Below are 17,243 nucleotides of genomic sequence, written 5' to 3' on the forward strand. Positions count from 1 at the left end.
TTTAACTAAGCGTATATGAAGTGGGCTGCTCTATCTTTTTACTTTAATAAGTAAAAAAACATGACCTGATAATCATTATTACCCTTTATCAGAACTGCCAGTTCTCAACATATTTAATCGCTGGCAGTCATTCCCTAGCTTATCTGTTATTGCTTTACCTGAACTTCGACTTCTTGCCCGGTTTGTAGTTGCTCGGCGCCGCGCACTGCAACTTTATCGCCCGCATTTAAAGCGATGTTAGAAGTCGGGGTGACTTCAACAAGTTTATCTTTACCATTACCTACTTTTACGGGAACTTGCAGGGCTTTGTTGTCGTTGTCGATTTTGACGATATGGGTGCCTTTTTTGCGTAAGATAAGCGCATCGCGATTCACCAGTAGTACATCCCCTTTGCTTTTTAGTGGCACGGCTACATCAACCAGTTGGCCAATCGCCCATGTTTGCTCGGCGTCTCTTGGTAGTAGGGCGCGTACTTCTACAGTTTGTGAACGCGGATCGGTTGATGGGATCACCGCTGTTACGGTAGCTGTTGTCATATCAGGGGCTGATAAGTCGCCGGCTTGAATTGGTAACTCTATGCCTTTGTGTAAAAACTTTAAGTATTTAACAGGCACGTACAAACGCACTTCTAAGTTATTAATATCGAGAAGGGTGACCAGTTCATCAGCACGATTTATTTCGCGGCCAGCGCGTTTAAAACGCTCGCTGATCACGCCATCAAATGGGGCGCGAACGGTTGCACGGGAAAGCTGATCGTCTATCACTTTTAATTCAACCTTAGCCAGTGCGATATCAGATAACGCAAGGTCATGCTTATTTTGCATATCATCAACTTGGCTTGCTGCTGCACTGCTGGCTTTGGCGAGTTTTTGTAAACGAGCTAGCTCTTGTTGATATAAGCGTAAGTTTATTTTGGCGCGATTGAGCATTTCTTGCTGGCGTGCTTTTTCAAGTTCAAGCGGCAAAGTATCCATACGTACTAGGGTATCGCCACTTTTAACCAGAGTACCTGGCTCAACAACATATAATAAACGGCCGCTAACGCCTGCTGTTAAGGTTACATCATCTTTGCCATACAAAGTGCCACTAACTTCAATTTCGCTTGTCAGCGGAGCTTGTGTGACGGTTTCTACAGTAACCGGCACGACTGCAAAGGCGTTAAATGCGATAAGACTAAATAGCGCACAAAAGCGAGCGGTTAATTTACGAAAAGGTGTGTTCATTGTTTTAATACTCATTGATTCGATACTAAGCTTAAAGGCGTTTTTTCTGGTTGCTGTTTGTTATTAACAGGCGGCAGTTGTCTGCCAAGTTGCAATAAACTTGGCATTAATATCAGGGTGAATAGGGCGCTAATGGCCATGCCGCCGACAATCACAGTGGCAAGGCCACGGTAAATTTCTGATCCTACCCCCGGCATTAGCATCAGTGGCAGCATGCCAAATAAGCTGGTTAAGGTACTTAAGTAAACGGGTCTTGCGCGCAGCAGCACTGCTTGGCGAACGGCGTCTTCTCGACTGAGCCCAGCGGCCATTGCGACACGGGTTTGGTCAACCAATAAAATGGCATTATTTACCACCAGACCCAGCAAGATAATAAAGCCAATCATGGTCAGTAAGTCGAGCGATTGGAAGGTAAATAAGTTAAGTACAAATAAAGCCAGTACACCGCCTGCAATTGCCAGTGGCATAACCAGTAAAACTAACGCGCTGTCTTTGGCTGACTTAAACAATGCGGTCATTAGCAAGAATAAAATAAACAGAGCCAAGATAAAGTTGATTGTCATTTCTTGCATGGCCGAATTCATCTTTTGTGCGTTACCGGCCAAAATTGCGCCAGAGCTGTCGGGCAAGCTTGCACGAACTTTCGGCATAACTTGCTCTGAGAGAATGGTTTGCGCTTGTTGTAAGCTCATATCTGCTGGTGGCGTGACAACAATACTCACGGTACGGCGGCCATTAACACGTCTAAGCTGGGTTGGCCCTACGGTGCGTTCAATATTGGCAAGCTCGCCTAAAGTTTGAATACCTGATTGTGGGGTCACAATGGGCAGTGCTTTAAGCTCCTCTGGAGTTTGCCACGGTATACCGCGCAAAATCACGTTCATGCGTTCGTTGCCATCAAAGTATTCATTAACAAATAACCCACCTGTATAGGCTTGCACTGCTTGAGATACATCACGACGAGTTAGCCCTGCTTGGGTTATACGGCGGTCATTAGGTGTGAGCCTAAGTTCTGGCTCTGCCATATCGAGTCGTGGTTGTGGCCTTGCAGTGGCATTCGGCATTGCTTCAGTGACAGCTTGCAGCGCCACATTAGCACCGGCTATTAGCTCGTCCATATTCGGACCCGTTAAATCGATATTGATATTGCGACCATCACCGCCATTAGCAACTTGGATCATCGACCCTCTAAAGAAGAATACTTGGGTGTCGGGCAAATCAATGAAGATCTCTTCTCGGGCAACCTTCATTAATTCTTCAACACGTTGTGGATCGGCAGAATAAATAAAACCGCCAGCGTTCGAACCAAAAGCATAAAAGTTAAAATCTTTAATTCCCGGCTCTTTTTCACCTGTGTAATAAGGCATTAAACGCTTTTTAATACGCATCAGCAGCTCTTCTTCCATAAACTGCACATTGCCGCCAGGCGGGGTATTTAAGTTAAAGAAAAAGCCATCGGTTGGTGCGCGCGGCATAAAATCAGTTTTCGGGAGCATGGTCATGGTCGCGACGAGTGAGCCACCCAATAACGACACTATCCATACTATTTGTTTAACGCGGGTATTGGTAAGCGCCATGATGAAGTTAGTTAGCTTCTGCCAATATTCACGATAAGGATCCGCTTTTAGCTCTTTGTCTGGCCAAAAATGGTTAGCCAACGGAATAAGTGTAATTGCGCAAATCATAGAGGCAATAACAGCAATAGATAAGGTGAGCGCCAAATCAGAGAATAACTGCCCCTCAATACCTGCCATAAATAAAATTGGCAAGAAGATAGCAACGCTAGTGGTGGTTGAAGCAAATAAAGCGCCAGTTACTTGAGCTGCGCCTTTTAGCGCGGCTTTTTTACTATCAAAGCCTTCACTTCTGAGCCTTGCGATGTTTTCTTGCACAATGATGGCGGCATCAAGTACTAAGCCAACAGCAAAGGCAAGACCCGCCAGTGAAATAACATTTAAACTGCGGTCAAAAATATTTAACGTTAAAAACGCAACTAACAAAGAGACAGGAATTGTCGCTGCAATGACAAACGTGGCCTTTAAGCCCCTAAAGAACAACCACAAGATTAAACACGACAGCAAAACACCTAGGCCTAAGTTACTTTTAACCAAGGACAAGGCATTACGAATATGCACTGAGGCATCAAAACTTAATTCAATCGATAAGCCATTTTCAGCCAGCGGCCCTTCGTTTAGCTCTTTAATGGCAAGGTTAATTTCGTCGAGTAGGGCAACGGTATTGGCTTCGTTAGCGCGCGAAATACGAATGTAATACGCGGGTTTACCATTTCGACCACTCATTCCTAAACGGTCAGAAAAAGTGCGTTCTACACTTGCGATATCGCCAAGGTAAATGGGTCTATCGCCTGAATAACCAACGCGCATTTGTGCCATGCTTGATAAATCATATTGCCCAGTAAAACGTACGGTATATTGACGACGGCCAACATTGGCAAGGCCACCAGAGGTATCGCGTGAGCTGGCTAATACGTTACTGATTTGGTCAAGGCTGACGCCAAGTGCGGCGGCTTTGTGAGGGTCAAAGGTAATACGTAATTCTTTTGGTCGCTCACTGGCTAAGTCAACGCGGGCAACACCAGGAATACGTGCCAAACGGGGCTCAACAAATTCATCGATTTGTTTTTGGAACTGCGCCATGTCTAAATCAAGGCTGTCGCTATTAAAATCTTTTGGGGTGACCAGTAACGTTGCTGCGGCTTCACCATTATTACCGCCAGCAAACACCACAGGATCAAATGCATCTAACGGCAGGGGCGGCGCTTGGTTAAGGCTAGTTAACACATCAAGCATGGCCTGTTGCATGTTTTGCCCAACAGCAAAAGTCAACGTGATAGAGCCATTGCCACGGTTAATGTAAGTATTAACCTCTAGAGCACCCGGAGTGTTTTTTACTGCGTTCTCGAGCGGCTCAATGATCACTGATTCAATCTCTTCAGGTGCAGCTTGGCGCCAGCCAGAGAAAATAGTGATCTGCGGTTGCTCAATATCTGGTGTGAGCTGAATTGGCAGCTTAAAAATGCTCAACATGCCAAACAACATAATCAACACCAAGATGACAATAACACTCGCAGGGTTTTTCAGCGAACTACGTGTCAGATTCATTGTGTGTGTTCCAAAATCAGTTTGTGTGCATTGTAGTGCGATGTAAAAAAAGTGCCAGTGAGGTAAATGAAATGTGTTTCAGAAGTAACGCTGAATAGCCGTAATTAAGCGATAAAATGTGTATTTGAAATAAGATGTAACAATTTAGCTGAGGCGCTTTAAGTTTTAAGCATTAAGTAATAGCGCCTGAAACTAGTGAGCAGTATCTTTTCGGCTAAGGGAAGCCACATTTTGCTCAAACACACGTTTTACTTCTGCACTGTAGTGATTGTGGTCGTTAATGGTGATAAATGGGTTCGTAAAACTAACATCACAGAAAACCGTATAACACTGGATTTTAACTGCAACTCGATCTGGGGTTGCAAGGCCATCTAAGGTTGTTTGCAATGCTTCAAAAACATAATCTTTATTAACGTGCGATGTTAAAGCAACTTCAAGTTCTTTAACTTCTATGCGATGTGAATTCATATCAGTTACAAAAAATTCGTATAGGTAACTACGTGATACAAACAGCAAGATTGCCACAAGGTAGAATAACCCTGTGTAATAAAATAACTCCGTGTGGGTAAAACTCCGAAAAGACTTAAACATTTTCACTATTGATTTGTTTGTTTTTTATACTAAAACATATTTGCGGGTATATCTCAACAAACTAGCTAAAAATCATTGCATTACAGATAATAAAAAAGCGCGAAACTAGCTAGCATCGCGCTTCTTAACCTCTAAAACTTAAAGCTGACGGCTGACGGCTGACGGCTGACGGCTGACGGCTGACGGCTTAAAGCTCAGTCTTGTTATTCATCAATCGAGCGAAGTAGGGCATTAATACCTACTTTTTCGCGAGTTTGCTGATCTACTTTTTTTACGATGATGGCAGCATATAGGCTGTGCGAACCATCTTTTGACGGTAAAGAACCAGGAACAACAACCGCACCGGCTGGTACTCGGCCGTAATGGATTTCGCCAGTTTCACGGTCATAGATACGTGTGCTTTGGCTGATGTAAACACCCATTGAGATAACGGCGCCTTCTTCAACTACAACACCTTCAACAATTTCAGAACGTGCGCCAATAAAGCAGTTGTCTTCAATAATAGTTGGGTTAGCTTGTAGTGGCTCAAGCACACCACCAATGCCTACACCGCCCGACAAGTGAACGTTTTTACCAATTTGTGCACATGAGCCAACCGTTGCCCATGTATCAACCATGGTACCTTCATCAACGTAGGCGCCAATGTTGACATAAGATGGCATAAGCACTACGTTTTTACCTACGAAGCTGCCTTTACGTGCCACAGCATTAGGCACAACACGCATGCCGCCTTGTTGGAATTGCTCTGGTGTAAAGTCGCTAAATTTAAGTGGTACTTTGTCGTAAAACTGATTAACACCATCGCTCATTGGTTGGTTATCACGAATACGGAAAGACAGTAGCACCGCTTTTTTTAACCATTGATGTACAACCCATTCACCACTGATTTTTTCAGCAACACGTGCAGCGCCGCTATCAAGTAATTCAAGCGCGTCGATAATAGCTTGTTTTACTTCACTTGATACCGTGCTTGGGCTGATGCTATCGCGGTTGTCCCAGGCGTTTTCGATCATGGTTTTTAAATCTGACATAAGATCCTCTTATTCGGTTTCTGCGTTGAGTTTTTTACGCAATGCTTGATGAATTTTAGCCTGTTCTTCGTCTGTTAATGCTTGGTATTCGTTATTTGATACCACGAAGAAATCTTCTGCACGCTCACCAACTGTGGTGATCCGTGCGGCATGAATATGTAATAAGTGCGCTTGAAATACTTCCGCAATTTTTGTTAATAGACCCGGAATATCCACCGCTTGAATTTCAATTAAGCTGCGGTCTTTACGGGCATGCGGTCTAAGCACAATTTTTGGTTTGATATTAAAGTCTTTGAAGCGCTGTGAGCGATTCTTTTTAAGGCGAATTTTCTTTTTCGGGTCGCTAATTGCAAGATCTAAAGCACGTTTAATGCCTTGCGAACGGTTACTCGCAATCGGGTCACCATTGACCTCTAAAATAACAAAGCTAAATAGCACGTAGCCATCTTTAGTGGTCAGTACCTGCGCATGTTGAATTTGTGCTTTTTTCGAACCAATTACACTTACCAAACGGGCGAATAAGCCACCTGAGTAAGGGCTATAAGCAAATACTTGTGTACCACCATGCATTGCGGTGTTAGACACGGCAACGCTAGGCTGGCTTAAATCTTCACAGCTTAGTAGGTGCTCTGTGTGCCACGAAATCTGTTGCTCGCTAAAAGCGGTAAAGTAATTGGCTTTAAAGCGACTCCAAATTAAGTCGATTTGATCTTCGTTACAACCGTGGTTCAGTAAGCGCTGTTTGGCTTGCTGTTTTTTATCACGTATTTGATCACGTTGGTCCATTGGGTTTTCAAGCCCTAAACGAAGCGCGCGCTGGGTGTGTAAATACAGCTCACGTAGTAGGGTATTTTTCCAATCGTTCCACAGGTTATCGTTAGTTGCGCGAATATCGGCTAACGTTAAGCAGTACAAGTAGTCAAGCTGGCGCTCATTTTTCACTTTACTGGCAAAGTCTTTAATCACATCTGGGTCATTAATATCTTTGCGCTGCGCTGTAACCGACATAAGTAAGTGATTAGCCACTAACCACGAAATCAGCTTGCCATCTGAGGCTGGGAAGCGGTGTAGCTTAGCAAACGCAATTGCATCAACTGAACCAAGCTCAGAGTGATCGCCACCACGGCCTTTAGCAATATCGTGGAAAATACCGGCTAAATAAAGTAACTCAGGCTTGTCCATGCGAGTGACAATTTCACTACATAACGGAAATTCGCTGACTTTTGATTTATCAAAGTACTTATAAATATTGTTGATGAGTTTATGGGTATGTTCATCCACGGTGTAGGCATGGAATAAATCAAACTGCATTTGCCCAAAAATATTACGCCACTGTGGTAAGTAGGCAGCAATAATGCCGTGCTTGTGCATCAGCGTAAATGCGCGGCCCATACCGTTAGGGTGTTTGATTAAACGCAAAAATGCTTCGCGACAGGCGGCGTAGTCTTGTAAATCACCCAATAAACGACGGCGAACTTGGCGCATTGTACGTATGGTACTTGGGTAAATATGGGTGATCTCTGGGTTATCAGCAATATGCTCGAACAACACAAATAGCTGATCACGGCGGAAGAACACCGATGGGTTCTTAACACGAATTTGATGGCCAATACGCTCAAAGTTACGGTCAAGCTCAATCACAGGTAACTCACCGGCACCCGGTAAAATGCTTTGCTCAAAGTATGAAAGCAGCATTTGGTTAAGCTCACGTACGCGGCTCATGATCCTAAATAAGCGTTTCATCATGCGCTCTACCGAGGCTTTACCATCACTACCAAAGCCAAGAATTTCAGCGGCGTTAGGTTGATGATCGAACAATAAGCGGTTTTCAGAGCGACCCGCAGCGATGTGCAGCGCAAAACGAATGTTCCATAGGTTTTCTAAACACTCAGACAGCTCTTGGTATTCTTCGTGAGTAAGATAGCCGTGATTTATGAGTTCTTGTAATGTTTCGGCTCTAAAGTGCTTTTTAGCAACCCAAATAATGGTCTGTAAGTCGCGCAGGCCACCCGGGTTTTCTTTGATATTCGGCTCAAGGTTATAAGCAGTACCATGGCATTTTTTATGGCGTAAACTTTGTTCTTGTACTTTTGCCAAAAAGAATTCGTCTGAGCGCCAAATAGGCGTATCTATTAAATGATTTTTTAATTTTTCGAATTCGATATGGTTACCGAAAATTAATCGGCTTTCGAGTAAGCTGGTGGCAAATGTCACATCTTCGCGTTTTTGTTCTAATGCTTGTTCTATAGTGCGAACGCTGTGACCAATTTCTAAATTTAGATCCCAAAGCATGGTAACGAACTGGCCAATTTTTTCGCACACGGCTTCACTTGGCTGCTCGCTTACTAGCAACATAAAGTCGATATCGGAATAGGGGTGTAGTTCGCCACGACCATAACCACCCACAGCAATCAGGGCAAGATCACTTTCGTGAGCAAGATCGTAATCGTGAAACAGTTTAATTAATAAGCGGTCGATAAACTCAGCGCGGGCATTAATTAAGTTGCTAACGGGTTGTTTTGAGAATTCGTTCTGTAGCCATTTATAAAAATAACTAGAACAGTCGCGATAATCGCTAAGTTGCTCAGCTTGGCTGAGCAACTTTTTTACTTTATTGGGTAATGCCACTGGGGCTGGCTCCTAGTGTTCGATGATCCTGTCAATAGTATCATCTGATCGGAGCGTTAAAATTTCAACACCATTTTCAGTCACTAACAGTGTATGTTCCCACTGTGCAGACAGTGAACGGTCTTTTGTTACGACAGTCCAGTTGTCTTTTAGTAGCTTACATTGGCGTTTACCAGCATTAACCATAGGCTCGATTGTTAAGCACATACCTGCTTTTAATACTTCGCCAGTACCTGCTTTACCATAGTGCATTACTTGTGGCTCTTCGTGGAACTCAGCACCAATGCCGTGACCACAATATTCACGAACGATTGAATAGCTAAAGCCCTCTGCGTATTTTTGAATTGCAGCACCAATATCACCTAAGCGTACGCCTGGTTTTACCATTTTAATCGCAAGGTAAAGGCTTTCTTGTGTGATATCAGCAAGACGCTTGCCTTGAATGTTAGGCGTACCAACGTGGAACATCTTCGATGTATCACCGTGATAGCCATCTTTGATCACAGTTACGTCGATATTTACGCTATCGCCTTCTTTAAGTGGTTTGTCATTTGGAATACCGTGACAAATTACATGGTTCACAGAGGTGCAAATTGATTTTGGGAAACCGTGATAATTAAGCGGTGCTGGAATAGCATCTTGAACATTAACAATATAATCATGACAAATTGTATTTAGTTCATCTGTGGTTACACCTGGCACCACATGCGGTTCTATCATTTCTAGTACCTCGGCGGCTAAGCGCCCGGCAACACGCATTTTTTCGATTTCTTCAGGGGTCTTGATCACAGCACTCATTGAGGCTCCAAAGTTGTTTTTCAGGTCAGTTTTTAGTGCACAAATTTTGCACTAGACGTTGAGTTTTCAATTTTAATATGGTATAAAGCGCGCCGTCTTTTTACAAATAAATTCTTAACTGATTTTTTGTATTTAAGGCAAACACAATTTTATTTTAACACACACACGTATCGTCACATACACTTGGGTGCACTTAAGTTACAATTTAACTACGGTGTTGGTGCTATGGGATATGTGGAGGCCTAACCCTAAATTATAGAGGATTATACAAATGGCAAACGTTTCAATGCGCGATATGCTTCAAGCTGGTGTTCACTTTGGTCACCAGGCACGTTACTGGAACCCTAAGATGAAGCCTTTCATCTTCGGCGCTCGTAACCGTGTTCATATCATCAACCTAGAGCAAACTGTACCAATGTTCAACGAAGCACTTAAGTTCTTATCGAACGCAGCTTCTAACAAAGGTAAAGTACTTTTCGTTGGTACTAAGCGCGCAGCAAGCGAAGCAGTTAAAGAAGCAGCGATCCAAAGCGAGCAGTTCTACGTAAACCACCGTTGGTTAGGTGGTATGTTGACTAACTGGAAAACAGTTCGTCAATCAATCAAGCGTCTTAAAGACCTTGAAGCGCAAAGCCAAGACGGTACTTTCGAGAAATTAACTAAGAAAGAAGCGTTAATGCTTACTCGTGAAATGGAAAAGCTTGAAAAGAGCCTTGGTGGTATCAAAGACATGGGCGGTCTTCCTGACGCGCTTTTCGTTATCGATGCAGACCACGAGCACATCGCTATCCGTGAAGCTAACAACCTAGGTATTCCAGTTGTTGCTATCGTTGATACTAACTCTAACCCAGACGGTGTTGATTACATCGTACCTGGTAACGACGATGCGATCCGTGCTATCCAACTTTACACAGGCGCTGTATCAGCTGCGATCACTGAAGGTCGTGAGAACAACATCGTTGCTCAAGCTGAGAAAGACGACTTCGTAGAAGCTGAGTAATTAGCTGTCATCAAGTCTTCATCTATTTAAGGTGAAGACTTGTTATTCTTGTTAAGCGGCCTATACCGCTTCCCTATAACAGAATTCAATTGAGGATATTCTAATGGCTGTAACTGCTGCCCTAGTTAAAGAATTACGCGAGCGTACTGGCGCTGGCATGATGGATTGTAAAAAAGCGTTAACTGAAACTAACGGTGACATCGAGTTAGCGATCGAAAACATGCGTAAGAGCGGTGCTGCAAAGGCTGCTAAAAAAGCAGGTAACATCGCTGCTGAAGGTACAATCTTAATCAAAGAAGGTAACGGTTTCGCTGCACTTCTTGAAGTTAACTGTCAAACTGACTTCGTTGCTAAAGACGCTAACTTCCTTGGTTTCGCTAACCAAGTTCTTGACGCTGCTGCAGAAACTAAAGCAGACATCGAAGCACTTAAAGCACAATTCGAAGAAACTCGTGTTGCTCTAGTTGCTAAAATCGGTGAAAACATCAACGTTCGTCGCGTTGAGTACATCGACGGTGACAAGCTTTCTTCTTACCGCCACGGCGACCGTATCGGTGTTGTTGTAGTTGGTGAAGCTGACGAAGAAACACTTAAGCAAGTTGCTATGCACGTAGCTGCGTCTAAGCCTGAGTTCGTAAACCCAGAAGACGTACCAGCTGACGTTGTTGAAAAAGAAAAAGCAGTTCAAATCGATATCGCGATGAACGAAGGCAAGCCTGCTGAAATCGCTGAGAAAATGGTTATCGGTCGTATGAAGAAATTCACTGGTGAGATCTCTCTTACTGGTCAAGCTTTCATCATGGAACCTAAAAAATCAGTTGGCGAAATTCTTAAAGAGAAAGGCGCAACTGTTTCTAACTTCATCCGTTTAGAAGTTGGTGAAGGTATCGAGCGTAAAGAAGAAGACTTCGCTGCTGAAGTAGCTGCTCAAATCGCTGCTGCAAAAGGCGAGTAATTTTCTAACTTAGTGACGTAGGGCAATAAGATGAAATTAATCTGCTATTAGCTTTTGCGTCACTGATGAAAATTCTTTAAAATAACCGCGTTTTATGTGTAACCATAGCGCGGTTATTTTTTATCTCATTACTAAGGCTGGCCCAAATATTATGACTATCAATCGTAAACCTATTTTTAGACGTGTTCTTCTTAAACTTAGCGGTGAAGCATTAATGGGAGACGAAGGCTTCGGCATCGACCCAAAAGTACTTGACCGTATGGCTCAAGAAATTAAAGAACTTGTAGAGCTCGACGTAGAAGTAGGTTTAGTTATCGGTGGCGGTAACTTCTTGCGTGGTGGTTCATTAGCAGAAGCGGGTATGAACCGCGTAGTTGGCGACCACATGGGTATGCTTGCGACTGTAATGAATGGTTTAGCAATGCGTGATGCACTGCACCGTGCATTTGTAAATTGTCGTTTAATGTCTGCTATCCCACTTAACGGTGTGTGTGATGCTTACAACTGGGCAGAAGCTATCAGCCTATTAAAATCTGGCCGCGTTGTAATTTTCTCAGCGGGTACAGGTAACCCATTCTTCACGACTGACTCAGCAGCGTGTTTACGTGGTATTGAAATTGAAGCAGATACTGTAATCAAAGCGACTAAAGTGGATGGTGTTTACTCTGATGACCCAGTGAAAAACCCAGACGCTACACTATATCGCCACTTAAGCTACAATGAAATCATTGATAAAGAGCTTAAGGTTATGGATTTAGCTGCATTTACGCTGGCGCGTGACCACAACATGCCATTAAGCGTATTTAACATGAATAAATCAGGCGCGCTTAAGCGTGTTATTATGGGCGAAGATGAAGGAACGCTTATCTCTTCACAAGCCTCAGATGAAACTAGCAAATAGATTAGGATTGAACCGTGATTAACGATATCAAAAAAGATGCGTCAGAACGTATGCAAAAAAGTGTTGCGGCACTAGGCAGTCAATTATCTAAAATTCGCACAGGCCGTGCGCACCCTGCATTACTTGACGGTATTCAAGTGTCTTACTACGGTGCAGACACACCATTAAACCAAGTTGCTAACGTAACAATTGAAGACTCACGTACACTTGCAATTAGCGTGTTCGATAAGTCACTAGCTCAAGCAGTAGAAAAAGCGATTATGGCTTCAGATTTAGGTTTAAACCCAATGTCTGCAGGCACTGTTATTCGTGTTCCACTTCCTCCACTAACAGAAGAGCGTCGTAAAGACCTGATTAAAATCGTACGTGGTGAAGTTGAAAGCGGCCGTGTTGCTGTACGTAACATCCGTCGTGACGCAAATGGCGACATTAAGAGCTTATTGAAAGAAAAAGACATTTCTGAAGATGAAGCACGTCAAGCAGAAGACGAGATCCAAAAGCTTACTGATAAGTTCATCAAAGAGATGGACGCACAACTAGCTGCAAAAGAAGCTGAGTTAATGGAAATCTAATCGCTGCTGTTTATCTTTCAGACATTGATTCTGCAAGTAAACAGGCGCAACTAAATTTATTAGTTTTGAAACGCCGTCTAGGGTATACTAGACGGCGTTTTTTTATGGAATACTCGATATTTATGGTTCTTAACGCTGATAAAATTTCCCAGCAAAGTTTGCCTAAGCATGTCGCTATAATCATGGATGGCAACGGACGTTGGGCACAAGCGAAAAATCGCCCACGTGTTTATGGGCACAAAAAGGGCGTTGATGCGGTTCGTCAATCAGTGCAATTTTGTACTCGCTTAGGTATACAGTCGTTAACACTATTCGCATTTAGTAGCGAAAATTGGCGACGTCCAGAAGACGAAGTAAATACGCTCATGGAGCTATTTTTATTTGTACTGGGCAAAGAAGTTAAAAAACTTCATAAAAATAATGTAAAGCTAAACATAATTGGTGATTTATCACGCTTTTCAGAAGGTTTGCGCAATAAAGTTGATGCAGCCCATGAATTAACTCGTAATAATACGGGTCTACAGTTAAACGTGGCAGCTAATTATGGTGGACGTTGGGATATTACTAACGCCGCAACAACGCTTGCGAAAAAAGTCGCAGCCGGTGAAATGGCCGCAGAAGATATTACTGAAGAGCTAATGGCTGAACAAATGAGTATGGCCGACCAAGGTGAGCTTGATTTAATGATCCGCACCGGTGGAGATTTACGCATCAGTAACTTCCTTTTATGGCAAGCGGCTTATGCTGAGCTTTACTTTACCGATACGCTTTGGCCAGACTTCAATGAAGCTGCATTTGCTGACGCTATCGCATGTTACGTTGCCAGAGAGCGACGATTTGGTTGTACAGGCGAACAAATAAAACAATTACTCGCCGAGACCTAATTACTAGTTGAAGGTACACACATTGCTAAAACAACGAATTTTAACCTCGCTCGTGTTGGCACCACTTGCACTTATTTTGGTTTTTTATACCCCATTAACACTATTTAGTTATATCGCCGCCGGTATTGTTTTACTCGGTGCATGGGAGTGGTCTGCATTTATGGGCCTATGCGATAAAGTTAAACGTTTTGGATTTGTTGCAGCAACGGCTGCATTTTTGGCATTACTGAACTGGCATTGGCCCATTGAATCACTTTGGCAAAATGGTCAATTAGTGGGTGATGCAAACTACCTATTTACCTTGTCATTTGCATGGTGGATTGTGGCAACTTATTTAGTTTGGCGCTACCCAGCTATGGCAAAGGCTTGGAATGAAGGCATTGTAATGCGTGCCATTGCAGGCTTTTTAACGCTAGTGCCACTTTGGCTTGCACTAAATACACTACGTAGCGCAGGTTATGGCGAATCTACTCACTTTGGTTCAATGTTAATTTTAGTTGTACTTGGTATTGTGTGGAGCGCAGATATTGGTGCTTACTTTACTGGTAAGAACTTAGGTAAACGTAAACTAATGCCAAAGGTAAGTCCCAATAAAACAATTGAAGGTTTATTAGGTGGTGTAGTGGCTTCGGTTGTTTTTGTTTTAGCCTTTTGCCATTTCACTAATGTTGATATGAGTGTTTGGCCAATCTATGCCGTGATGACGGCATTTATCGCGTTATTCTCAGCGGTAGGCGATTTACTCGAAAGTATGTTTAAACGTGAAGTTGGCTTGAAAGACAGCGGTTCATGTTTACCAGGTCATGGCGGTATTTTAGATCGTATCGATAGCTTAACCGCAGCTGCGCCAATCTTTGTACTTTGCTACGCATGGACACTGAGTTTATGAGCAAAGTAGAGCAACTTGTCGTACTGGGCGCAACTGGTTCAATCGGTTTAAGCACCTTAGATGTTGTTTCTAGAAACCCAGAGCGCTTTGCGGTTTTTGCTTTAGCGGCGGGTAAAAATGCCGAGCAAATGGCTGAACTGTGTGTCGCACATCAGCCTAAGTTTGCTGTAATGGCTGATCAACAAGCCGCTAGTGCGCTATCAAATTTACTTGCAAATAGCTCGTGTAACACACAGGTGCTAGCAGGTGTTGATGCGATGTGTGAGCTTGCTGCACATACCGATGTTGATGCAGTGATGTCGGCGATAGTAGGTGCAGCGGGTCTGTTACCGACTCTAAGTGCAGTTGAAGCAGGCAAAAAAGTGTTGCTAGCGAATAAAGAGTCGCTAGTTATGTCGGGTCAGTTGTTTATTGATAAAGTAAAACAACATGGCGCCACTTTACTGCCTATCGATAGCGAACATAATGCGATTTTCCAATGTATGCCAGCATCATTACAAAATGCATCTGGCCTACTTGCCGACAATGGCGTGAGTAAAATCTTGCTTACAGGTTCTGGTGGTCCTTTCTTAAAACGTGATTTATCGACACTACCATCAGTGACTGTTGCAGAAGCAGTGGCACATCCAAACTGGTCAATGGGACAAAAGATTTCTGTCGACTCAGCGACTATGATGAATAAAGGCCTAGAGTTTATAGAAGCCAAGTGGCTGTTTAACTGCTGTGCCAGTGATATTGAAGTGGTGATCCACCCACAAAGTATTATTCACTCTATGGTGCAATATCAAGATGGCTCAGTGCTTGCGCAAATGGGCAATCCAGATATGCGCACACCAATTGCTCATGCTTTAGCTTTTCCTGAGCGTGTCGATGCGGGTGTAAAACCGCTCGATTTTTCACAAATGGCAGATTTTACTTTCACTAAACCAGATTATGCTCGTTACCCTAATTTAAAACTTGCCATTGATGCGTGTGAAATGGGGCAAGGTGCAACCACCACAGTAAATGCGGCGAATGAAATAGCGGTTGCAGCATTTCTAAATGGTCAAATCGGCTTTACAGATATTTATCGAGTTAACGCTGAAACGCTTAATGCAACACAAAATATCAACGTGCAGACCCTCGATGAGATTTTAGCTTGCGACCAAGCTGCACGTGTAAAAGCGACTGAGTTTTTAAAAAGAGGCATCAACTAGCATGTTTGATTTTTTCTGGAATCTTGGCTCATTTATTCTTGCTCTGGGTATTTTAGTGACTGTGCATGAATATGGTCATTTCTGGGTTGCGCGAAAAGCCGGCGTGAAAGTGCTGCGTTTTTCAATTGGCTTTGGTAAGCCGTTGATCAAGTGGTACGACAAACAGCAAACCGAATATGTGATTGCAGCAATCCCACTAGGTGGTTATGTCAAAATGCTTGATGAGCGTGTTGACGAAGTCCCGCCAGAGCAGCGACATTTATCATTTAATGCTAAATCAGTAAAAGCACGTATTGCGATTGTGGCTGCTGGCCCGATGGCAAACTTTTTATTCGCTATTTTTGCCCTTGCTGTAATGTATATGGTCGGCGTTCAGTCATTAAAACCTGTGGTGGGTGAGGTGTCTCAAGGCAGCCGTGCCGCAGCTGCTAATATTCAGCCAAATCAGCAAATTATTACAATTGGTGAAGACGATATCAATACTTGGCAAGATGCAACATTCTCGCTAATGAGCCGCTTAGGTGAGCAAAGTGTTGTGGTAACGCTTCGTGATCAGAATTATCAAAAGCATGTGCGTACTCTTAACTTAGATGGTTGGAAATTAGATCAACAAGACGTACCACCATTAACCTCGATTGGCATTGTGCCGTTTCGTCCTAAAGCACTTTTAGAAGTGGCAATGATCAGTAAAGGCTCGGCGGCAGAAGCTGCAGGCTTACAGATTAAAGACAAAATCCTTGCTGTAAATGGTGAAAATATCAGCAGTTGGACCCAGTTAGTTTCACTAATTCAGCAATCACCTAACAAATCCTTACAATTTAGTGTACAAAGGCAAGATAGTATAAAAGAGCTGTCAGTGACGCCACAAAGCAGAACCAATGATGCGGGCGTTGCTCAGGGCTTTTTAGGTGTGTCTCCAGTGGTTGAGCCATGGCCAGAAAACTATATTGAAACTAGACATTATGGCCCTGTCGATAGTATTGTGCTGGGCATACAAGAAACATGGCGTTTAATTACCCTTAGTTTTGACATGATTGGTAATTTAATTACCGGTCAGGTGTCGGTTAAAAATTTAAGTGGCCCGGTGGGCATTGCAGTTGGCGCGGGAACTAGCGTAAGCTATGGCTTGGTTGCATTTTTAAGCTTTTTAGCATTAATTAGTGTAAACCTTGGCGTATTTAACTTATTACCGCTGCCAGTGCTAGATGGTGGGCACTTAATGTATTACATAATTGAACTTTTTCGCAAAAAGCCGGTCTCTGAAAAGACGCAAGAATTTGGTTTTAAAGTGGGGGCCTTGCTGCTTCTGTTTTTAACATGTTTCGCTTTGTTCAATGATGTATCGCGTTTATAACAAGTAAGCGAAAAATTCCAATTTGAACACGATTGTAAAACACCGCAAAAGTTAAATTTATAAGGTGTTGAGCGGTAATACAGTTGTAAAGGATAAAGA

General features: G+C 43.2%; 14 protein-coding genes. 8 read left to right on the top strand and 6 right to left on the bottom strand.

Going from position 1 to position 17,243, the window contains the following annotated elements; genetic code table 11:
- Positions 1 to 146: 146 nt before the first annotated feature.
- The 6 genes from J8Z28_RS05905 to map form a co-directional block, all read right to left on the bottom strand.
- The gene (locus tag J8Z28_RS05905) at positions 147 to 1,223 is read right to left on the bottom strand and encodes an efflux RND transporter periplasmic adaptor subunit (RefSeq protein WP_054562341.1); all 1,077 of its coding nucleotides are present in this window, start codon (positions 1,221 to 1,223) and stop codon (positions 147 to 149) included.
- Positions 1,224 to 1,234: 11 nt separating this feature from the next.
- Entirely contained in the window at positions 1,235 to 4,345 is a 3,111-nt protein-coding gene (locus J8Z28_RS05910; RefSeq protein ID WP_054562051.1) for an efflux RND transporter permease subunit, read from the bottom strand.
- Between the two features lie 192 nt (positions 4,346 to 4,537).
- Positions 4,538 to 4,813 (bottom strand): hypothetical protein, encoded by a 276-nt coding sequence (locus tag J8Z28_RS05915; RefSeq protein WP_160316765.1) that lies wholly within the window; start codon positions 4,811 to 4,813, stop codon positions 4,538 to 4,540.
- A 326-nt stretch (positions 4,814 to 5,139) separates the two neighbouring features.
- Complete coding sequence (gene dapD, locus J8Z28_RS05920; protein WP_054562049.1) at positions 5,140 to 5,967, bottom strand: 2,3,4,5-tetrahydropyridine-2,6-dicarboxylate N-succinyltransferase; 828 nt, start codon at positions 5,965 to 5,967, stop codon at positions 5,140 to 5,142.
- A gap of 9 nt (positions 5,968 to 5,976) precedes the next feature.
- Entirely contained in the window at positions 5,977 to 8,595 is a 2,619-nt protein-coding gene (gene glnD / locus J8Z28_RS05925) for a [protein-PII] uridylyltransferase (RefSeq protein ID WP_054562048.1), read from the bottom strand.
- A 12-nt stretch (positions 8,596 to 8,607) separates the two neighbouring features.
- A complete protein-coding gene (map, locus tag J8Z28_RS05930; protein ID WP_228482666.1) occupies positions 8,608 to 9,417 on the bottom strand; it encodes a type I methionyl aminopeptidase in 810 nt (269 codons plus the stop codon).
- 247 nt (positions 9,418 to 9,664) lie between these two features.
- On the opposite strand from map, the gene rpsB reads away from it, so the two are divergent.
- The 8 genes from rpsB to rseP all read left to right on the top strand — a co-directional run bounded on the left by rpsB (position 9,665) and on the right by rseP (position 17,144).
- Complete coding sequence (gene rpsB, locus J8Z28_RS05935; RefSeq protein ID WP_054562046.1) at positions 9,665 to 10,393, top strand: 30S ribosomal protein S2; 729 nt, start codon at positions 9,665 to 9,667, stop codon at positions 10,391 to 10,393.
- Between the two features lie 103 nt (positions 10,394 to 10,496).
- Entirely contained in the window at positions 10,497 to 11,348 is an 852-nt protein-coding gene (gene tsf, locus J8Z28_RS05940) for a translation elongation factor Ts (RefSeq protein ID WP_054562045.1), read from the top strand.
- A 151-nt stretch (positions 11,349 to 11,499) separates the two neighbouring features.
- Positions 11,500 to 12,249, top strand: a complete 750-nt coding sequence (pyrH, locus tag J8Z28_RS05945) for a UMP kinase (RefSeq protein ID WP_054553317.1) — start codon at positions 11,500 to 11,502, stop codon at positions 12,247 to 12,249.
- A gap of 14 nt (positions 12,250 to 12,263) precedes the next feature.
- Positions 12,264 to 12,821: a ribosome recycling factor gene (gene frr / locus J8Z28_RS05950; protein WP_054553121.1), complete on the top strand. Its 558-nt coding sequence runs from the start codon at positions 12,264 to 12,266 to the stop codon at positions 12,819 to 12,821.
- 104 nt (positions 12,822 to 12,925) lie between these two features.
- A complete protein-coding gene (gene uppS / locus J8Z28_RS05955) occupies positions 12,926 to 13,705 on the top strand; it encodes an undecaprenyl pyrophosphate synthase (RefSeq protein WP_054553120.1) in 780 nt (259 codons plus the stop codon).
- A 22-nt stretch (positions 13,706 to 13,727) separates the two neighbouring features.
- Positions 13,728 to 14,594 (top strand): phosphatidate cytidylyltransferase, encoded by an 867-nt coding sequence (locus J8Z28_RS05960; RefSeq protein ID WP_054553119.1) that lies wholly within the window; start codon positions 13,728 to 13,730, stop codon positions 14,592 to 14,594.
- Positions 14,591 to 15,790: a 1-deoxy-D-xylulose-5-phosphate reductoisomerase gene (gene ispC / locus J8Z28_RS05965; RefSeq protein WP_055021936.1), complete on the top strand. Its 1,200-nt coding sequence runs from the start codon at positions 14,591 to 14,593 to the stop codon at positions 15,788 to 15,790. The genes J8Z28_RS05960 and ispC overlap by 4 nt, the downstream gene beginning before the upstream one ends.
- A 1-nt stretch (position 15,791) precedes the next feature.
- A complete protein-coding gene (gene rseP, locus J8Z28_RS05970; protein ID WP_250660067.1) occupies positions 15,792 to 17,144 on the top strand; it encodes a sigma E protease regulator RseP in 1,353 nt (450 codons plus the stop codon).
- Positions 17,145 to 17,243 lie beyond the last annotated feature (99 nt).

Origin of the sequence: Pseudoalteromonas sp. SCSIO 43088 (assembly GCF_023650795.1) — a bacterium.
GTDB lineage: Bacteria > Pseudomonadota > Gammaproteobacteria > Enterobacterales > Alteromonadaceae > Pseudoalteromonas > Pseudoalteromonas shioyasakiensis.

Coding starts and splice junctions, on each gene's coding strand:
- J8Z28_RS05905 (WP_054562341.1), bottom strand. CDS start 1,223: ATGAACACACCTTTTCGTAAATTAACCGCTCGCTTTTGTGCGCTATTT.
- J8Z28_RS05910 (WP_054562051.1), bottom strand. CDS start 4,345: ATGAATCTGACACGTAGTTCGCTGAAAAACCCTGCGAGTGTTATTGTC.
- J8Z28_RS05915 (WP_160316765.1), bottom strand. CDS start 4,813: ATGAATTCACATCGCATAGAAGTTAAAGAACTTGAAGTTGCTTTAACA.
- dapD (WP_054562049.1), bottom strand. CDS start 5,967: ATGTCAGATTTAAAAACCATGATCGAAAACGCCTGGGACAACCGCGAT.
- rpsB (WP_054562046.1), top strand. CDS start 9,665: ATGGCAAACGTTTCAATGCGCGATATGCTTCAAGCTGGTGTTCACTTT.
- tsf (WP_054562045.1), top strand. CDS start 10,497: ATGGCTGTAACTGCTGCCCTAGTTAAAGAATTACGCGAGCGTACTGGC.
- pyrH (WP_054553317.1), top strand. CDS start 11,500: ATGACTATCAATCGTAAACCTATTTTTAGACGTGTTCTTCTTAAACTT.
- uppS (WP_054553120.1), top strand. CDS start 12,926: ATGGAATACTCGATATTTATGGTTCTTAACGCTGATAAAATTTCCCAG.
- ispC (WP_055021936.1), top strand. CDS start 14,591: ATGAGCAAAGTAGAGCAACTTGTCGTACTGGGCGCAACTGGTTCAATC.
- rseP (WP_250660067.1), top strand. CDS start 15,792: ATGTTTGATTTTTTCTGGAATCTTGGCTCATTTATTCTTGCTCTGGGT.